The organism is bacterium (assembly GCA_035530055.1).
Lineage (GTDB): Bacteria > UBA6262 > WVXT01 > WVXT01 > WVXT01 > WVXT01.
The window spans coordinates 1-19816 of sequence record DATKVN010000105.1; the positions used below are offsets into that span (position 1 = coordinate 1).

The 19816-nt window shown below is 40.6% G+C and carries 19 protein-coding genes and 1 riboswitch; all 19 genes read left to right on the forward strand.

Annotated features, from left to right (window positions below):
- On the forward strand, nucleotides 1–983 hold a 983-nt coding region (locus VMW39_08070; GenBank protein HUW23970.1), incomplete at its 5' end, for an HD domain-containing phosphohydrolase.
- A 188-nt stretch (nucleotides 984–1171) separates the two neighbouring features.
- Entirely contained in the window at nucleotides 1172–1915 is a 744-nt protein-coding gene (locus VMW39_08075; protein ID HUW23971.1) for a GNAT family N-acetyltransferase, read from the forward strand.
- A 26-nt stretch (nucleotides 1916–1941) separates the two neighbouring features.
- Entirely contained in the window at nucleotides 1942–2310 is a 369-nt protein-coding gene (locus tag VMW39_08080; GenBank protein HUW23972.1) for a PilZ domain-containing protein, read from the forward strand.
- 66 nt (nucleotides 2311–2376) lie between these two features.
- Nucleotides 2377–2766: a PilZ domain-containing protein gene (locus VMW39_08085; GenBank protein HUW23973.1), complete on the forward strand. Its 390-nt coding sequence runs from the start codon at nucleotides 2377–2379 to the stop codon at nucleotides 2764–2766.
- A 93-nt stretch (nucleotides 2767–2859) separates the two neighbouring features.
- On the forward strand, nucleotides 2860–5238 hold the full coding sequence (locus VMW39_08090; GenBank protein ID HUW23974.1) for an ATP-binding protein: 2379 nt from the start codon (nucleotides 2860–2862) through the stop codon (nucleotides 5236–5238).
- Nucleotides 5239–5449: 211 nt separating this feature from the next.
- On the forward strand, nucleotides 5450–6499 hold the full coding sequence (locus VMW39_08095) for an HD domain-containing phosphohydrolase (GenBank protein HUW23975.1): 1050 nt from the start codon (nucleotides 5450–5452) through the stop codon (nucleotides 6497–6499).
- A gap of 372 nt (nucleotides 6500–6871) precedes the next feature.
- Entirely contained in the window at nucleotides 6872–7450 is a 579-nt protein-coding gene (locus VMW39_08100; protein HUW23976.1) for a sigma-70 family RNA polymerase sigma factor, read from the forward strand.
- Nucleotides 7451–7453: 3 nt separating this feature from the next.
- Nucleotides 7454–7888 carry a zf-HC2 domain-containing protein gene (locus VMW39_08105; protein HUW23977.1) on the forward strand — a complete coding sequence of 145 codons (435 nt, stop codon included), beginning with the start codon at nucleotides 7454–7456 and terminating at the stop codon, nucleotides 7886–7888.
- 19 nt (nucleotides 7889–7907) lie between these two features.
- A complete protein-coding gene (locus VMW39_08110) occupies nucleotides 7908–8318 on the forward strand; it encodes a hypothetical protein (protein ID HUW23978.1) in 411 nt (136 codons plus the stop codon).
- The gene (locus VMW39_08115; protein ID HUW23979.1) at nucleotides 8315–9628 is read left to right on the forward strand and encodes a TolC family protein; all 1314 of its coding nucleotides are present in this window, start codon (nucleotides 8315–8317) and stop codon (nucleotides 9626–9628) included. The genes VMW39_08110 and VMW39_08115 overlap by 4 nt, the downstream gene beginning before the upstream one ends.
- On the forward strand, nucleotides 9628–10569 hold the full coding sequence (locus VMW39_08120) for an HlyD family efflux transporter periplasmic adaptor subunit (GenBank protein HUW23980.1): 942 nt from the start codon (nucleotides 9628–9630) through the stop codon (nucleotides 10567–10569). Before VMW39_08115 ends, VMW39_08120 begins: the two co-directional genes overlap by 1 nt.
- A 78-nt stretch (nucleotides 10570–10647) precedes the next feature.
- On the forward strand, nucleotides 10648–12606 hold the full coding sequence (locus tag VMW39_08125) for an ABC transporter permease (GenBank protein ID HUW23981.1): 1959 nt from the start codon (nucleotides 10648–10650) through the stop codon (nucleotides 12604–12606).
- A gap of 300 nt (nucleotides 12607–12906) precedes the next feature.
- The gene (locus VMW39_08130) at nucleotides 12907–13992 is read left to right on the forward strand and encodes an NADH:flavin oxidoreductase (protein HUW23982.1); all 1086 of its coding nucleotides are present in this window, start codon (nucleotides 12907–12909) and stop codon (nucleotides 13990–13992) included.
- Between the two features lie 97 nt (nucleotides 13993–14089).
- Nucleotides 14090–15532 carry a radical SAM protein gene (locus tag VMW39_08135; GenBank protein ID HUW23983.1) on the forward strand — a complete coding sequence of 481 codons (1443 nt, stop codon included), beginning with the start codon at nucleotides 14090–14092 and terminating at the stop codon, nucleotides 15530–15532.
- A gap of 7 nt (nucleotides 15533–15539) precedes the next feature.
- Nucleotides 15540–15935, forward strand: coding sequence for a DUF1284 domain-containing protein (locus VMW39_08140; protein ID HUW23984.1), 396 nt, complete (start codon nucleotides 15540–15542; stop codon nucleotides 15933–15935).
- Nucleotides 15932–17767, forward strand: coding sequence for a TonB-dependent receptor (locus VMW39_08145; GenBank protein HUW23985.1), 1836 nt, complete (start codon nucleotides 15932–15934; stop codon nucleotides 17765–17767). The genes VMW39_08140 and VMW39_08145 overlap by 4 nt, the downstream gene beginning before the upstream one ends.
- 78 nt (nucleotides 17768–17845) lie before the next feature.
- Nucleotides 17846–18379: a biotin transporter BioY gene (locus VMW39_08150; GenBank protein ID HUW23986.1), complete on the forward strand. Its 534-nt coding sequence runs from the start codon at nucleotides 17846–17848 to the stop codon at nucleotides 18377–18379.
- Nucleotides 18380–18435: 56 nt separating this feature from the next.
- Nucleotides 18436–18555: riboswitch (molybdenum cofactor riboswitch) on the forward strand.
- Between the two features lie 72 nt (nucleotides 18556–18627).
- Complete coding sequence (locus VMW39_08155; protein ID HUW23987.1) at nucleotides 18628–19461, forward strand: substrate-binding domain-containing protein; 834 nt, start codon at nucleotides 18628–18630, stop codon at nucleotides 19459–19461.
- On the forward strand, nucleotides 19461–19816 hold a 356-nt coding region (locus tag VMW39_08160; protein HUW23988.1), incomplete at its 3' end, for an ABC transporter permease. The genes VMW39_08155 and VMW39_08160, both read left to right, overlap by 1 nt.

The following is a 19816-nucleotide window of genomic DNA, read 5'->3' on the forward strand; positions in this document are numbered from 1 at the left end:
CGTTTTTGATTAGGTTTGTAAATATGTCTGGTTATACCTTTGATGCTATCGCTCGTTTGATTGATTCTTTGGCATCAAAAGATAGATACTCTCGACGACACTATAGGGAAAGCAGTATTTTGGCAAAGAAAGTAGGACAAAAATTAAATCTGGGAGAAAAGCAATTGCAGATTCTTGAAACAGCTGGATTCTTATATGACATAGGCAAGATCAAAATTCCAAAGTTTATTCTTACTAAAGAGGGACCTTTAACTGATGAGGGAACAGATATTTTAAGAAGTCATACAATCCATGCCCGAGATATTATTCTACGGCACGGAAAACTTGATGATATAGCCGAAATAGTTTACTACCATCACGAACGATGGGATGGTAAAGGCTACCCGGCTGGTTTAAAAGGAAAGGAAATTCCATTATTGTCGAGAATATTGGCAGTTGTTGATGCATACCAAGCTATGATTAGTGATAGACCTTATCGCAAGGCGCTATCAGTGAAGCAGGCTAAAAAGGAGTTGATTAAAAATGCAGGGACACAATTTGATCCAGCTGTTGTTGATGCACTTCTGAAATTGGAAGATAAAGAAGAAAAAGTAGAAATAGTCCAAGAGGAACTTATAGAATCAGGACTTGAAAGAAGACGATATCCGAGGGTACAGGCAGATTTTGGGATAAAATATAGGATAAAAGAAGCAAGAGTTGATTTTAAGGATGGGAAAAGTGTTAACATTAGTGAACGTGGAATAATGTTCGTCTCTTCAGAAAATTTAGTTCAGGAGAGTAGCTTAGAATTAAAAATTCAGTTGCCCGCCTCTTATGGAACTATAGAGACAAAGGGTCGAATATGTTACATTGCAGATGATTCTACCCCCGAGAAAAAATCTTATCGATGTGGCATTGCTTTTCAAAGATTAGGTAGTAAAGATCAAAATAAAATAAAACAATTTGTTAAAGATACAATTTATTCATTTGAACTCAACAAGTAGAGGAGAAAAGGATTTGTTTGACAAATTTCATCAAAAAATGTATGAATATTAAAATTAAATCTATGTTCATTTAGTAGAGCAAAGCATTGAATTTTTGTAATTTATTATTAAATAAGAGGTTATAACTTTCAAACATTGAAAAAGGCTAGATTTTAACAAGGTTGTGTTATAAATGAGAGGTAATGTTAATGGAACAAGTTATACTTGTTCAACCTGAAGGGATATTTACGAGAAATTCAAGCATCATCGAAGATAATTCTTTATGGTGGTCTTATTTAAGGGAAGTATGTCGCTTGCGAGGAGACATATTTTTCACTGAAGGACTTTTAGATAAAGAAGATCTCACCAGGGACGGTCGTGAGACCGATGTTTATGATAAGTTGGCAACTCATTTTTTGGCAATTGAAAACGAGAAAGTGGTAGGCACGGTGCGAATGGTAGATTCATTATCTTTAGATAAAAATTTAAAAGAGATACCTTCACAAATCCTTTTCCAAAAACTGGGCTTACAAAAGTATGAGACAGCACTCCAATATTTATTAGCTGAGTTAAAGCAAAAAAACAGGAGGGTAGTAGAGTGTTCGAGATTAGTTATCGATGAAGCTTATCGAAGATTTAGGAATGTACATAGCCAGGTTGCTATATCACTAATAACATCTATTGCGTGGTTCTGTTCTGAAAACCATATAGATGATATGATTATCACCAGTGGGAGCAAATACAAAACATCAACCATTTATAAACGAATTGGCTTTAATCCCGTTTTTGATTTTAACGATAGCTGTCCATTAGAACCATTTTATTATGAAAGATTTAACGATTATTCAGAATTGATGCATTGTCCAGTAAAGAAGGGTATAAAGAATTTGTCAGAATTTATGGATAGATTAAAGCCAGTTTATCAAAGGGCAAAGATTATCAAAAAAAGATAAATTTTGCTTTGAAAGGGAGGTACTGAATGGCGGAAGAAAAGAGAAAATTCCTTAGGATAAGGGCAGATTTTGGCATAAAATACAAAATTAAAGATTCCCATTCCCCACCAAAAAAAGCAGTTAGTGTAAATATTAGCGAGGGTGGAATAATGATAAAGGTATCGGAGAAATTGGATATTAGAACAATATTAGAACTAAAGATAACCTTGCCTTCGCCTCATGTTACCATAAGTAGTTTAGGACAGGTGATATATGTTTTGGATAATTATTGGGATGAATATCCTCCTTACAGATATGGTGTTGAATTCCTTGAGTTAAAGAAGAAAGATAGGGAAGTGATAAGAAAATTTGTAAATGAGGCAATTGCTAAATTGGATTGGAAACATTGGTTATAAAGCGTGAGATAAGGAAACAGAATAAGGGGAAAAGAAAATTAAAAATCTATTAAAAAGGAAAAGGCTATGAAAAATAAACAGAAGAATATTGAAAAGAGAGCCTCCCGTAGATTTGCCATTTCTCTCCCAGTAACTTATAATATCACCATACCTCCATTTAAAAAGCAACTAAAGATAAGGACAATAGCTAAAGATATTAGCGCGCGAGGTATCGGTTTTGTTGGTAGCAATAAACCCCCCTTAGTTATGAATCTCCAAATTGGGTTTCCTCCAAAAGATAAGAGTGTTAAATCTACTAAATCCAAATTTATTAACGTAAAAGCACGCATAACTCATAGCAAACCAATTTCAAAGGAGCATAAAGACATCTTTCGCACAGGAGTTTGTTTTGTAGAGTTAAGTAAAAAGGATGTGGTTTTACTGAGAAAGTTTTTGGACAGATATAAAAAAAGATAAAATGCCTATTGACATAACTCACCAGTGAGAAAATGGGGATATGTAAAACAGACTTTTTCAAGGCAGACTAAGGTAGAAGGAGGATTTGCAAGGATGGGGCTAAAAGGGATAGTAGCTTTTTTGGGAAAGAAAGCTATCTGGGGATCAAATAAAAAGTTTCTGGCGTATTGTAAAAATTTGATAAATCAAGCTCCTGATTTACTTGACCGTGGGTTGGGGACGGCCTGTTCTGGACAGATGAAAGAGGTGATAGAGCTTTGTGAACGGAGAAAAAGGGAACGAGATAAGGAATTTTGGTGGGTTTATGCAATGGCTTGTTGTCTTTACCAGCAGGCTTTTTGTCGATTCGGGAGAAAAAGTGAAGGTCAATATTTAGAAAAAGCCAACCAAATAGCAGAGGAGAATGGTTTTACTGATATAGTCTTCTGGATTAATAAATGTAAACTCGACTACTCGGGTATTTGTGGAAGGACACACCAGGTCCAAGAGGCGCAAGGTCTGATTTTTAATTGTCTGAAAAGGATGAAAGAGTCGTCAACCTATGAGGTCTTCGTTCTGCCCGTTTTGGCCTGGGATGCCTTGAATCGGGGAGATTTTAAGTCAGCCCAGGAATGGGCAAGTAGGTTGTTAGAATTGGCTACTAAGTTAGGATATATAAACCTGCAGGTCCAGGGAAACGTGTTGTTAGGGAAGGTGGCCTTTGAATTAAAAAGAATGGAAGAGGCGTTATCGTACTTTAAGAAGGCTGTTTCCTTGGGACGGGAGAAAAAAGTGGAACAATTGATTCCTGCTCTTTATAATACGGCAGAGGTATTTTTAGAACAGAATAAAATAACCGAAGCCAAAGGGTATTTGGAGCAGACCCAACAAAGACTGGAAACGGAATTAGAATTGCCGGATTCTTATTATCATATCCATCTAATGAGGTTGCAGGGGTTGGTGGCTCAAGAAGAGAAGCAATTTGAAAGAGCAGAAGGGTATTTTAGTCAAGGTATTAAGATAGCTCAGTCCCAAGGGAATCTTTTAGAGGAAGGGATAATTCAGTTAAAGTTAGGCAAGTTTTACATGGAATTAAAAGACTTTGAGCAGGCAACCGTAGCTTTAGAGGAAGCCTCAGCTAAATTTATTATTATTGATAACCAGTTTCAATTATCTCGAGCCAATGAATCTCGCAAGGTTCTGAAGGAGAGGCAGAAGAGTTCCATAACTTCAGAGATAACTCAAAAACCACCTTCCCCGCTACGCCAACAAATAGAAATGCTGGATGAATTTATGAAACTGGTAGTTAGTAATTTGGACTTAGATGGAGTCTTGAACAATATTATTGAGTATATAATGAAGGTGACTAATGCTGACCGTGGATTTCTCATTCTGTTAGATGAAGCAGGAAGGCCTTATTCTCAGGTAATTCGGACAAAAGAAAAATTTGATCAAAAGAAGGATGCTCTTTTCAAAAATTTTAGCCACACCATTACTGAGAAAGTCCTGAAGACTCAGAGACCAATTTGGGTTACCGATGCTCAAGGTGACTCCCGTTTTGCAGATGCAGAAAGTGTTTTATCCCTGGATATCCGCTCAGTAGTTTGTGTCCCTTTAAAAAAAGAGAAAAAGGAAATTATTGGCTTGGTCTATATCGACAGACAATTTCTTGTTGATGTCTTTACATCTGATGATTTGGCTTTAGTGGAATCATTGGCTGAATACGCCTCAATAGCCTTGGTAAATGCCCGCTTACATTCTGGTGTGCAAAAGAAATTAAAAACTACTGAGATGCAGTTAATTCAGTCAGAGAAGATGGCCACTGTAGGTGTGTTAGCGGGCGGGGTAGCTCATGAAATCAACACTCCCTTAGGTGCTATTTTGCTCAATGCAGAGATACTGCTAAGGGAAATAGAGGCAAAACCCCATAAAGAAATGCTGGAGAAAATCGAAGAAAGTACACGGCAGTGTATGGGAATCATAGAAATGTTACTCCAATACTCAAGGAAAACCAGCGCTAAGTTTGAGGAGTTAGATTTGAATCGGGCTATTGATAGATCCTGTGCCTTTTTAGAACATCAATTGCTCCGGGATAAGATTCGTTTTCTCAAACAACAAGGGATGGTATCACCAATTGAGGGGAATTTTAATGAATTGATGCAAGTCTTTACCAATTTAATAATCAATGCTAAAGAGGCAATAAAATCCATTAAAGAATCTGGCACTATAACGATAAAGAGCTATCAACAGGGTGACTTTGTAGTAGTACAAATAAAAGATGATGGTATAGGAATACCTGAGGAGCACAACGGGAAAATATTTGATCCCTTTTTTACCACCAAAGATGTTGGTAAAGGTACAGGACTGGGACTTTCTATCGTATATAGGATTGTTGAGAATCATAAGGGTAGTATTGAAGTCTCCTCAAAGCTGCAAGAGGGGTCTACCTTTACCATAAGGATGCCGGTGAAAAAACGGGGAGTCTCTATTTAGCCAAAAGACCAGTGACTAAACCCTTAGAGCGTCTTAGAAAAGGAGAGGCGATTATTGGGGGAGGAAGATTAGACTACAGGACTTGGCCTTTCAGTAAGCCTTAAGATAATCGAAAAACACAGGGAGAAGATGGGCAAGGGCACAACCATTAGGGTAGAATTGCCCTTGGATAAGGAAAAATAGCAGGAAAGAAAAAGGAGGTAGGATTACAATGAAAGAGCGCATTCTGATCATAGAGGACGATAAGTCTTTCTGCAGGACTCTGACTCTTATATTAGAGAAGGAGGGCTATCTGGTAGTTGGTGCCAAGGATGCACACCAGGCCATTGAGGCAGCGAAAGAAACCTTCTTTGAGCTTATCATTGCTGATGTTAGACTACCTGGGGACATGGATGGTATAGAGGCAGTAGCGAAGATAAAGGGGATTAGGCCTGGGGCAGAGAGTGTGGTTATCGTAATAACCGGCTATGCCGATGAACAAGCTCCCGTAAGGGCACTAAGATTAGGGGTAGACGATTATATCTACAAGCCCTTTAAGAGGGAACAGTTTTTGCATATTGTGGAGCAAAATTTAAGGATTTACCGATTGGAGAAAGAAAAAGAAAAACACAATGAAGTAATCGAGAAGATTAATCAAGAATTGGAAGGTACGGTTAAACAAAGGACCAAAGATTTAAAAAACCTTTATGGAGAATTACAAGTAACTTATCTACGCACAATCAAAGCTCTGGCTCAAGCGATTGATGCCCGGGATCACTATACTCATAGCCACTCAGTAAATGTAACTAAATGTGCGGTAATGATTGCAAAGGAGATGAAATTATCAGCCGAAGAGATCGATGAAATAAAGCAAGCCAGTGAGCTTCATGATTTAGGTAAGATTGGCATTCATGATTATATTTTGACTAAACCAGGAAAATTAACTTCTCAAGAATGGGAAGAAGTGAGACTTCATTCGTTAAAAGGCGCGGAGATTTTAGAACCATTGACGTTCTTAAAAGGGGCTATTAAATTGATTCAGCGGCATCATGAGAGATATGATGGCAAAGGGTACCCTTATGGATTAAAAGGAGAATCAATTCACTTAGGTGCAAGGATAATGGCGCTGGCAGATGCTTTTGATGCAATGATTTCTGAGCGACCTTATCGGGAAAAACCTCTTACTAAACAAGGGGCGATTAAAGAGGTTAAGAAAAACTCAGGAACTCAATTTGACCCTCAGGTTGTCCAGGCATTTTTGAAAATAGTAGATAAGTTGTAGGACATTGTTAACTTAAGATGAATGTGATATTATCCTCGACTGTCTCGTTGAATTGGGGGTTCTTAAAGAAATCTCTGGTCGCAATATTTGATGAAAAAATTAATTTTTTTGTTTTTGGTTATGGGAAGTTCAAGTTACCTCTTTGCCCAGCCACTTACCCGGGAGGATGTTTTCCCAGAGGCAAAAAAGAAGAACCCAGGGATAATCTCTGCCCACCAGTCTGCAAAAGTTTACATCCCATTTGACCACAAGCATGCCCTTTGTGCTTCAAGTATCCCGCTGTGCTTTTTGCTATAAAAAAGCACAGGAAAGTGTAACATTTCATTCGCCTCTTTCGTCTAAATAGTAGAGGTGAAAAAAGGTGCAAACTCAATGGAGGAAGATTTCGAACTCCTTGCCAAGTTTAAAAAGGGTGACCAGCATGCATTTGAATTGTTGGTCAGGAAGTATAAAACGACTGTTTATAATACAATTTATTCCATTATTGGTAATGCTCAAGAGGCAGATGATATTGCTCAGGAAGTTTTCCTTAAAGTTTATACTAAGGCAGGTAGTTTTAAGGGGAAATCCTCTTTTTCTACCTGGCTTTATAGAATTACAGTTAACAAGTGTCTTGATGAACTCAGGAGAAGAAAAAATAAGATTATATCTTATGAAACGGGATTTAATGAAGAAGAGAAATTAAAGTTGAAAGATGTTTTAGCAAGCAGGGAAAAAGATAGTACCGAAGAGCTGATACAGAATGAATTACAGGATATTATCCAGAAAGCAATGAATTCTTTGCCAGAAAAGTACCGTATTATTTTGACTTTTAAAGAAATAGAGGGTTTATCTTATAATGAAATTTCTCAAGTAATGAAGATTTCTCTTGGCAAAGTGAAGATATGGCTATTCAGGGCCCGGCAAAAACTAAAGGAGAAATTGGCTTTTCTTTATCCACAGGGGGAATGAGCTATGTCCTGTAAGAAATTCAGATTATTATTATCTGCTTATCTTGACCAGGAAATAACAAAGGACGAACAAGAAAAATTACTTGAGCATCTCAAAACCTGTTCTGCGTGCACCAGAGAATTAAAATATTTGAAACAGATGAAAAGGATATTTCTTTTAAAAGAAAAAAAGGAACCGCAGGAATTTTTTGAAACCAGGTTGTTTGCACGTATTAGGAGTAAAAGAGAACGGTTCGCATGGCGCGCATATCTTCCGGTGTTTAAGAAATCAATCCTTGCAGTTTTGATTTTCTTTTTACTGGTAGTGGGATTGCTAAATTACAGAAATTTTCTTTATCACAGACCAGCTGAGATAATATCAGATTTACTGATTGATACCGAGATAGAGGATAACTTTGAGGAAGAGTTACTGGAAATCTATTATGGCCCTCTGGGATAGAGGGAAGGAGGTTGGGAAGATGAAGATAATTTTGAAAAGTTTGATAATTTGTAGCTTACTCTTTTTAGCAGTTGCCAGTTCAAAAGGGAGAAGTAACGAAGAACAGATTGGCAAGGAATGGGTGAGAATGGCAGAACATAAGGGAGGAAGATTTCACGAGAAACGTTTGCAAAGGTTATGCCAGGAGTTGGAACTATCTAAAGAGCAGGAAGAAAAGGTTTCTCAAGTTATGAAAAAGGGTTGGGAAAAAATCCACAAAGAGATGGAAAAAATGAAGGAAAAAGTCCTGGCTATTAAAAAAGATAGTGACAGGCAGATTGAAAAATTGCTCACGACTGAGCAATTGGAAAAGTTTAAAGAACTTAAGGAAGAGAAGAAAAGAGGGAAGGAAAAGAGAATTAAAAAAGGCTATAAGAAGAGCGAAGAATGAAGCGAATCATTATTTCTAAAATAATGCCCCGCCATTTGTGGCGGGGATTCTTACAGGGTCTATTATTGGCAGGCATTGTTCTTGTAAATCTGGACATTGTTTTTGCTGAAGCACTTGTCTGGGAAGATGTACTCGCCGAGGCACAAAGGAAAAATCCACGAATAATCTCTGCCCGCGAGTCTCTTAAGTCGGCAGGGCTTTCTTACAAGAGTTCATTTACAAACTTCTTGCCGCAGATTTCGGCAAGCGCCGGCTGGAATAAGTCGAGTTCTATAACCAGTTTTGAATCATTTGCTGAGGGCGGAAGTGAGAATGAAGAATTCAATTATGGAATTTCTGGAAGACTTTCCATATTTTCTGGTTTTAAGAATTCCAGTAAATTGAAGCAGCAAAGAGCAGGGTTCAAAGGAGAAGAGGCGAGCTTTGCAAGGACCGTTTCGGATACAATATATGATTTGAAAGTTGCTTTTGCTCAAGTTTTAACGGCGCAAAAGACGATTTCACTTTCTGAGGAGATACTGAAAAGGAGAAGAGAAAATACGCAAATTGTAAAATTGAGGTATGAAGCAGGGAGGGAAGATAAGGGTGCCTATTTGCGCTCTGAGGCAGATCTGTATCAGGCAGAATACGAGTTTTCTAAGGCGAAACGAAATCTAAAGACTCAACAGGTTAAACTTTTAAAAGAAATGGGAAGGGATGAATTTGAAGTTACCGATGTAAGTGGAACTCTTAAGGTGGAACCTCCGCAGGGAGTCTTGTCATTTCCGGAAATGCTGGTGAAAACCCCTGATTATTTAGTGGCAATGTACGGAGTTGACTCGTCAAAATATAATTTGAGATATACGAAAGGAGACTTTTATCCCCAGGTTTCTTTCAGCGGAGGCACCTCGAGGAGTGGTGCTGAATGGCCTCTGGAAAGAGGGCGGTGGAATGTTGGCCTGAGCCTTTCCTATCCACTTTTTTCGGGAGGAAAGACAATATATGATTGGAAAATTGTCCAGACTAACAAGGTCAAAGCAGAAGAGAATCTCCGGCAAGTCAAGCAAGAAATCTTATTGGGACTTGAGCAAGCATATAACGGACTTATTGATGGCATAGAGAATGTGAAAGTTAAGGAGAAATATTTCATAGCTTCCGAAGAGCGGGCCAAGATTTCACGAGTAAAGTATATTAATGGTCTTATTTCTTATCAGGATTGGGATGCGATAGAGAATGAGTTTATAAACTCAAGAAAGTCTTTGCTTGAAGCAGAATATAATGCGTTTGTTACCAACGGTGAGTGGAAGAGAGTTTTAGGTGAGGAGGAATAATGAGATTAAGAAATTGGATTTTGATTATCGTTATTGTGTTGATAGTGGGGGCATTTTTTCTCTTAAGGCGAGAAGAGAAAGAGACTGTTTACACAGAAATAAGGCCCGAGCGTGGGTCAATTTCTTTGACGGTCTCCGCGAGTGGGGTGGTAAAGCCGAGAAATCGTCTGGAAATTAAACCACCGATTTCCGGGAGGGTAGAAGGAGTTCTGGTTACAGAGGGAGAAGAGATCGACAAGGGAAAGATTCTTGCCTGGATGAGTTCTTTAGATCGGGCGGCTCTCCTTGATGCGGCGAGGGCGCAAGGGGAAGAAGAATCGAAAAAATGGGAGGACGTCTACAAGCCTACACCGATTGTTGCGCCGCTAAAAGGGTTCATTATTAAAAGAAACGTTGAACCCGGCCAGACAATAACGTCTCAAGACCCAATTTTAGTTATGGCTGATAATTTAATCATTCAGGCTCAGGTTGATGAAACAGATATGGGAAAATTAAAACCCGGACAGAAAGCAAAAATAGTTCTTGATGCCTATCCGGAGAAAAATATCGAGGGAAAAATTGAACATATCGCCTATGAATCTCAGATTGTGAATAATGTTACTATATATCAAGTGGATATCCTGCCAGATGAAACATTGGGAATTTTTCGCTCGGGGATGAGCGCAAACGTTGATGTGACAATAAGTGAGAAGGAGAATGTCCTTCTTTTGCCCACTACGACGATTAAAGAAAGAAAAGGCAAGAAATTTGTACTTGTGAAGACGAAATCCGAAGAGCCTGGAGATAGAGAAGTTCAAACCGGAATTGATGACGGAAAAAATGTGGAGATAGTTTCTGGTGTGGAAGAGACTGATTTAGTACTTTTAGCCGGTGAAAAGGGAAAACCAACAGTTAGAAGGAGATTCGGAGGACTTCCGGGAATAGGTGGTGGCGGAAGGTAGCCGCTCCGGTTCGTCGCAGGATTTATAAACGCAACCTGAAGGTTGCGACTACAATTTTGTGGGTAGGGTAAATTAGATATGATAGAATTGAAAAATATAAACAAAACATACCATATTGGAGAAGTTGCTGTCCCTGCCTTAAGGGATGTTTCACTTAGAATCTCTTCTGGTGAATTTGTGGCTATAATGGGGCCCTCGGGAAGTGGCAAATCAACACTACTCCATATTCTTGGCCTTTTAGATAGAGCTGATGGGGGGTCTTACCATTTAATTGGAAAAGACGTTTCCAGACTGTCTCAGGAAGAGCTTGCTACTTTTCGCAATGAGTTTATCGGTTTTGTTTTTCAAATGTTTAATCTTCTTCCCAGACTCAAGGCAAGAGAAAATGTTTTCCTTCCGCTGGTGTATACTTCGGACATAAAGAGTAGAAAGTTTTCTTCACCTGAAGATTTATTGAGAACAGTAGGATTAGGGGACAGGATAGATCATAATCCCAGTGAACTTTCTGGAGGAGAGCAGCAGAGGGTGGCAATTGCCCGGGCCCTCATAAAGAATCCCAGAATAATTATCGCTGATGAACCGACAGGGAATCTTGATTCCACTTCAGCTAAGGAAGTTTTGAAAGTCCTCAAAAGTTTAAATGACTCTGGCATTACCATAGTTATGGTAACTCACGAGGAGGAGCTGGCAAAAGGAGCGAAGAGGATAGTCAGACTTCTCGACGGAGAGATTGTTTCTGACGAGTATGTTACAGGGGAAGCACATACCATAAGCGAGGAGCGAAGTCAGCCTGCACCTGATTTAAAGATTCACCACTTTGATTTTTTTCGACTGAAAAATTACTTTTCTCAAGCAATTAAATCTCTCCTTTCCAATAAGTCTCGTTCTTTTCTTTCCATTTTGGGGATTCTTATTGGCGTGGCAGCAGTAATTGCAATGCTTGCCCTGGGCACGGGTGCGAGAGAAGATATTAAACAACGCCTTGCCTCACTTGGCTCAAATCTTCTTTCCGTTCGTGTGCACGCGCACGGACCAGGGGGGATTGCCCTTGAGGCGGGAAGCATTGCCCGGCTTACCATTGAAGATGCCGAGGAGATAAAAAAAGTTCCTTATGTAAAAAGGGTTAATGCCACTGTTTCCGGTCGCGGCCAGGTGGTTTATGAAAACGAAAACTGGAACACAAGAATTACAGGCGTAACCCCGGAATATCCCTTTATGGGAGCTTCTGAGCCTGTGGAAGGAAGATTTTTCAATGATGTGGAAATGATTACTCGCTCAAAAGTTGCCCTGCTGGGAAAAACTGTGGTCCGGGAACTTTTTGAAGATGAAGATCCAATCGGGCAATATGTGAAAATAAACCGAGTAAACTTTAGAGTAATCGGAATTCTGCCGGAAAAAGGGGCAACAGGCTGGAGAGATAGAGATGACGAAATTATACTTCCGTTAAATACGGCAATGTACCGTCTTTTGGGTAAGAAATATGTTGATTACATTGATGTTGAGGTAGAAGACGAAAAAGAAATGGAAAAAGTGCAGGAGGAAGTGAGAAAATTGATTATCGCGAGACAAAACATTCCTGCTGATAGAGAGGACACAATTGAAGTTAGAAATATGGCCGAAATTCAGGAAGCCGTTTCCTCAACTGCCAGGACCTTTTCCTGGCTTCTCGGTTCCATTGCTTTTATCAGCCTCCTTGTTGGGGGGATTGGAATTATGAATATAATGCTTGTTTCCGTGACGGAAAGAACAAGAGAAGTGGGGCTGAGGAAAGCAATCGGGGCAAACAATCGGGATATACTTTCACAGTTCGTAATTGAAGCAGTAGCAATATGTCTTGTCGGCGGAATACTGGGAATTTTGTTTGGCGTGGCTATATCTGGTGGGCTTGCAAAATTTGCCGGCTGGTCAACAAAAGTTTCTCTGGCTGCAGTTCTTCTTGCCTTCCTTTTTTCTGGGGGAATAGGGCTTTTCTTTGGTCTGTGGCCAGCCAGAAAAGCATCCTTATTGAACCCAATCGAAGCATTAAGATACGAGTAAATTAGTAAATAGGGACAGCGACCATTTTTCCTACCATTTTCCCCTTCCTGCGGGTTCACTAACCTTTTTACCTTCCCAAAATAAAAATAGAAAATAGGGACAGCGACCATTTTCTCTCCTTGCGGTTCGGTAAAGATATTGTTGAAAAATTGATCTTGGTAGCCGCGAACTTTAGATTGCACTTGGATGCAACAAATTTTTCTCTTGATAGATGGCATCATATATGGTAACATTTTTTCTAAAAAGTAGTGTCTTAGATGAAGAGATTACTGATTCTCCTGGACTATCGGGGATAAGAATTTGGATACTCTGTTTGAACCAATAAGAATAAATAGTATGGTTTTGAAAAACAGGTTCGTGAGAACAGCAACTGCGGAGAGAATGTCACCCCCCAATGGAGAGTTTACCCAGGAAATGGTAAAACTTTATGTGAGGCTCGCCCGGGGAGGAGTGGGGCTTATCATAACCGGTCATGCGTATGTACATTCTCTAGGAAAGGCTGACCTCAGGATGACCGGTATTCATGAGGATGGTCTAGTCCCTGTGCTTAAAAAGCTGGTTAATGCAGTCCATAAATTTGATACAAAGATAGTGATGCAAATCAATCACTGTGGCGGGAGGCGAGATAAAGACGTGGGAGAGGAGACTCCTATAGGACCTTCAACAGTAGAATACAAACCTCTAGAACTCACTTCCAGAGAAATGGACGCAAGAGAAATTGAAGAAGTAATAAACCTTTTTGCCCGGGCTGCAGGAAGAGTCAAGAATGCGGGATTTGATGGCGTCCAGATTCATTCTGTTCACGGATATCTTATAAATCAGTTCCTTTCACCCATAACCAATAAAAGAAAAGATTCATGGGGAGGAAGTCTGGACAATAGAATGCGTTTCCTTCTGGAGGTTTATAGACGTACTAGAGAAACAGTGGGGAAAGATTATGCTGTTCTGGCAAAAATTCCCGCAGGAGATTTCGTTGAAGGTGGGCTTCCTGTGAGAGAGGCTTGTGAAGTGGCTAAAAAACTTTCCGAACTTGGCATCGATGCGATTGAACTATCCGGGGGACTTGCTGGAAGCAGGTACATAAAAGGCAGAAAAGACCTGGGATGGATGAGGAGAGAAGCTTATTTCAGACCTTATTCAGAAATGGTAAAGAAGGTAACCAGTGTGCCGATAATCCTGGTAGGGGGACTGAGGAAGCCTGAGACCATGAGAGAAATATTGGAGGAAGGAGTAGCTGACCTCATAGGCCTTGCCAGGCCCCTTATTAGAGAACCGGACTTGCCCAATAAAATCAGGAGAGGAGACCTGAGGAAAGCCGAATGTGTCTCCTGTAGTAATTGTTCTGGCCCATCGGGCAGGGAACCAACTAAATGTCGAAATAAATAGGGACAGCGACTATTTTTATCCCCGTTTGGGTTTCCTGAAAATTGGAGATGTCCCCATTTTCGTTTAGAAAAATGGTCGCTGTCCCTATTTAAGGAAAATGGAGAATAAGAAAATTCTACTTATTAATACGAATAGGATGAAGCCGGCTATAGCTCCGCTGGGGCTGGACTATCTTGGAGAGGCACTTACTGCAAAGGGGTATATTGTTGATTTAATTGACCTCTGTTTCTCAGAGGATTATAGAAAAGCGATAGACGATTATTTCCGTAAGCAGTCAGTTCTGGCTATAGGAATCACAATCAGGAATACAGATGACTGTTATCTCCTGAGCCAGGACTTCTTTCTCCCTGAGATAAGAGAAATAGTTAAATATCTGAAAACTAAGACAGATGTTCCCATTATTCTGGGAGGGGTCGGTTTTTCCATAATGCCAGAAAAGATTCTGGAATATTGCGAATTGGACCTGGGAATAAGAGGGGATGGAGAAGAAGTTCTGCCTCTCCTTCTGGAGAGGATTGCCGAAGGAAGGAATTATACAGACCTTCCGGGATTGGTATATAGAGCTTCTGGATGTTTTGTTAACAACCCCCCGGAATACTTCGATTTGAATAAAATATCTTCAAGGCGCAGAAAGTTCATCGATAACAGAAGATATTTTAGTGAAGGGGGACAGGGGAACATTGAAACAAAACGGGGATGTAATCAGAGATGTATCTATTGTGCTGACCCTGTGGCTAAAGGAAGAAAGATTCGTCTGAGGAATCCAGAGCAAGTGGTGAATGAACTGGAAGCCTTGCTGGATGAAGAGGTCGATTATTTCCACTTTTGTGATAGCGAGTTTAACCTTCCCGAAGACCATGCTAAAGCAGTCTGTCAACAGATAATTAATCGAGGAATCGATAAGAAAATAGACTGGTATGCATATTGTAGTCCCCGCCCCTTTTCTGAAGAGCTGGCAATGCTTATGAAGATAACAGGCTGTAGGGGAGTTGACTTTGGCGTAGATAATGGAAATAAGGAGATATTGAAGAATTTGGGTCGTGACTTTGGAAAAGATGAGATAAAAAATACGGCAAGACTCTGCCACAAGTACGGTATCACATTTATGTTTGACCTGCTTCTGGGAGGACCGGGGGAGACGCGGGAGACGGTCAACGAGACAATCGACCTGATGAGAGAAACGGAGCCTGACAGAGTGGGAGTAATGGTGGGGGTGAGAATATATGCAGGAACTGAGCTGGGAAATGTGGTTTTAAAAGAGGGTCCGATGGAGGAAAACAGAAACCTACAGGGAAAAGTTAAAGAGAATAGTGATTTCTTTGAACCTGTATTCTACGTCTCTAAGGAACTTGGCGACGATGTCTACTCCTATGTATCTGAATTAATCGGGGGTGACAGGAGATTCTTTTTTACTACGAGGGATGATCAGGAAAGCGGATACAATTATAATCAGAATCAGGTTTTAGTAGAAGCAATAAAGAAGGGATACCGTGGAGCATACTGGGATATATTGAGGAGGCTAAGCACTGAAAAAAGATAAGATAAAATTGCGGGGGCACCATCTTCTGTGTCTCTATGGATTCCGTGGACTAGGTTATAATAAGGAATTCGTGGAGAATATGCAGGGAATAGTAGATGGTATAAGAAAAAATCCGTCTATGGAGATTGAGGTGGTTGATGGTGTTGATGATATTTGCTCAGTGTGTCCCCATAATGTGGAAAATAGATGTAGTAGACCCGGAAGAAACATTGAAGAGTTTGACCAGGAAATCGTTGATAGGCTTAAGATAGATATTGGGAGAGAAATAGAATCAAAAAGTTTATTCAGTTTAGTAGAGGAAAGAATTCAGCCAGAGGAATTATCTATAATTTGTAAAGGATGCGAATGGCTTGAATTGGGCTTTTGTGAGGAGGAGTTACGTAAGAAGAACTGGTGGAAATGAAGTTGAAGATTTCCCAAAAAATATTTCTAATTTTTCTCCTGCTTTTATTCAGGTGGAACCATCCTTTAGCTTCCTTTTTGGAAGAAGAATCCTATCTGGGCGATCTGGGTACAATAGTTATCACGGGCACAAGGATTCCCAGGCCTGCCTCTCTTATTTTGAGAAATGTGAGCATCATCGGGCCTGATGAGATTAACTCCTCTCCTGTCCACTCGCCTATAGAGGTTTTAAAATATGCTCCTGGTGTTGACCTCCGGCAACGGGGTCCTTATGGGGTACAGGCTGACCTTGGCCTAAGGGGAGCTACTTTCCATCAGGTTCTGGTTCTCCTCGATGGAGTGCGTATGAATGACCCCCAGACGGCACATCATAATCTCGATTTGCCGATAAACATGGAAGACCTGGAAAGGATTGAAATCCTTCACGGACATGGTTCCTCTGTCTATGGTGCCGACGCTTTTGGAGGGGTTATTAACTTTATCACCAAGGCTCCGGAACATCGTAAAGTAGGTTTTGAGTCTTTTGTTGGTAGCAACCGGACAAGTGGTGGGACTTTTTCCTTCTCTGATTGGTTGGGGAATTTTGGCACCCGCTTCTCTTTAGGAGGGAAGATGTCCGACGGTTACCGATTTGATACCGATTTTAAACACTTCTTTCTTTCCAATAATTCTACTTTAGATTTTTCCAAGGGCTCTATCGACTTCTCCTTTGGGTATTTAGAAAAGGAGTTCGGAGCGAACGATTTCTATGGGAATTGGCCTTCCAAGGAGTGGACAAATACTATATTGGGAAGCATAAGAGCACAAACGGAAAAATGGAAAAATTTGGTAGTTGAGTCCAGATTATATTACCGCCAGCACGACGACAAATATATTGGGGATATCACTGACCCTGATTCTTATGTGAACTATCACACTACTTACCTTTACGGAAGCGAAGTCCAGCTCAGAACTCAGTCAGAAAGAATAGGAGAATTTGTGCTGGGCACAGAGGTGGCGAGAGAGGAATTAACGAGCGCCCGGTTAGGCGACCATTCGAATGTCAGAACAGCTGTCTACACAGAGTACGGGGTCTCCTTAGGCAGAAAGTTTACTCTCAATCCAGGAATTAGAGTAGACTACCATTCGGGATGGGGCTGGCAGTCTTCTCCAGCAATGAATATAGGTTACCGTCTTTCCCGGCAGGTGAGGCTGCACTCTTCTTGGGGAAGGTCGTTTAGAGCTCCTGATTATACAGAGCTTTACTATCGGAGTCCTAAAAATGAAGGTAATTCCAGCCTGGTAGTTGAGGAGGCTTGGTCGTATGAGTTGGGAGGAGATTTTGGCTTAAATACCTGGTTACATTCCAGAACTACTCTCCTCTTCAGAAATGGACGGAATCTCATTGACTGGGTGTGGAATGATTCTCTGTCGAAGTGGAAAGCGGTGAACATTGGAAAAGTCTACACTTATGGAGTGGAGTCGCTTTTCGAAATTGAATTAAGGAGTTCAACTCGTCTCTCTCTTGGTTATACCTTTCTTAAATCGGAGGCGGGAGAGGTGGAAAATTATATTTGGAAGTATACTCCGAGCCATCCCCAACACCAGGTCTCCTTAGGAATTGGCTCTCCTCTTCCCTGGGGAATTCTTCAGAATTTAAAAGGGACATATAAATATAAACAGGGTAGCCATAAAAGAGGATATTTCATTCTCGATGCTCGGCTCTCCAAAACCTTGGGGCAGTTAGAATTTCACTTAGGGGCTACCAATCTCCTGGATGTCTCCTACGAAGAGATATCAGGAGTGGTTATGCCTGGAATTTCGTTTGACAGTGGGATTAAATTACAGTTTTAAGTAGAATTTTTTGGAGTCCTCCCGAAAGGGAGGAATAACCTTGCTCTCGCAAGGACTCCACCTTTTCCGGAGCAAAAGATGTTACTGAAAACGAAAGGAATGATTCTTTGTGCTCTTTTTGCAGCTTTGACTGCGGTGGGAGGATTGATTGCTGTTCCTTTACCTTTCACTCCTGTTCCTATTACTCTTCAGACATTTTTCATTTTTCTGGCAGGGGCTCTACTGGGGAAGTATCTGGGGGCTTTAAGTCAACTGATATATCTTCTCCTGGGAGTTGTCGGACTTCCGGTTTTTGCTAAAGGCTCAAGTGGAATTGGTATTCTTCTGGGACCTACTGGTGGGTACCTGATAGGGTTTATCCCTGCTGCTTTCCTTATTGGGTGTATATTGGAGAGAAGAGAGAAGCCTCCCTTGGGATTAATATTTCTGGCTATGGTGGTGGGACTTCTGGCGATATATCTTCCGGGAGTGGGCTGGTTGATGTGGGTAGCCAGGTTGAGTCTGGTGAAGGGGCTCCTTTTGGGAGTTCTGCCCTTTTTGCCTGGGGATGCAGTTAAGATTGTGGTGGGCGCATTGATTGTGGGGAGGGCAATGCGACTAAGGAGAGAATAGAAAAAGTAGCCTGTCCCTTTTTTTCTTGACAGGGGGAGGGAATTCTTATAAGATAATTTAAAAATATTCTCCGAGCCATTTTATCTAAGTCTAAAAGATATGGTAAATGGCCGATAGAGTGTGCTGAGAAATTGGTGCACTTTCCGTGCTTGAGAAGGAGAAATTAAGTCCAGTATTTTGCAAGCGCGGAATGCTGGATTTTTTATTTTGGAGTGGATAAGAGCATGTTGCGCTGGCAAAAGACTTTGATGATAATTTTGGTGTTAATGACAATCTCCTATCTCTTCTTTTCCGGGATTGTTCTCATATTAGCCGGAAGAGGAAAGAAACCACAATTGACTTTAGCTACTACTACCAGCGTTCAGGACTCAGGACTTTTGGATGTTTTACTTCCACCATTTGAGATGGAGAATAGATGTAAAGTCAAAGTTATTGGTGTGGGGACAGGACAGGCGATTCGCCTGGCTAAAGAAGGAAATGTAGATGTGATTTTAGTCCACGACCCAGATCGAGAGGAGATGTTTGTGGAAGAGGGTTATGGAGTGAGAAGATATAACGTTATGTATAACGATTTTGTGATTGTTGGTCCGGAAGAAGACCCTGCTGATATTAAAGGTGGCAGGGAAGGAGTTAAAGCACTCAAGGAGATTGCAGCATCAAAATCTACCTTTATTTCTCGAGGAGACGATTCAGGAACACACAGGAAGGAGAGAGAACTGTGGAAGGTAGCGGGAATTAAGCCTTGTGGAGGCTGGTACATCGAAGCAGGCACAGGAATGGTGGGAACTTTGAGGATTGCAAATGAGAGGAGAGCATATACATTGACTGATAGAGGAACTTATCTTGCACACAGAAAGGAGCTGGATTTAACTATTTTGATAGAAGGAGATGAGAATCTCTATAGCATAATTCCTCTTTCTAAAGAGAAGTATCCACATATAAATTACCAACTGGCAATGAAACTCATTGGGTTCATTACAGGTGTTGAGGGACAGGATATTATCAGGACTTACGGTCAAAAAGAGTATGGGCAGCCTCTCTTTTTTCCCTTGGCAATTTCTGGACTTATTGAGGAGAAATAATGCAGAATATTCTTAGTGCCTTAAATAAAGCTCTGGGTTTAATTATCTCTTTAGATAGAGAAGTCTTCAGTATTGTTTTACTCTCTTTCTCCGTCTCACTGACTGCTGTATTTTTCTCTTCCTTATTCAGTCTTCCCTTGAGCCTGTTACTTGCTCTGAAAAAATTTCCAGGGAACAGATTCATTGTGAATACTATAAATAGCTTGATGGCAGTGCCGGCAGTGGCCATTGGGCTGGTCATTTATCTTCTCATCAGCCGGCGAGGACCCTTAGGGGTTCTGGAGCTACTTTATACACCTTGGGCTATGATTATTGCCCAGGCTGTTCTGGCTATTCCGATTATCACCAGCCTTTC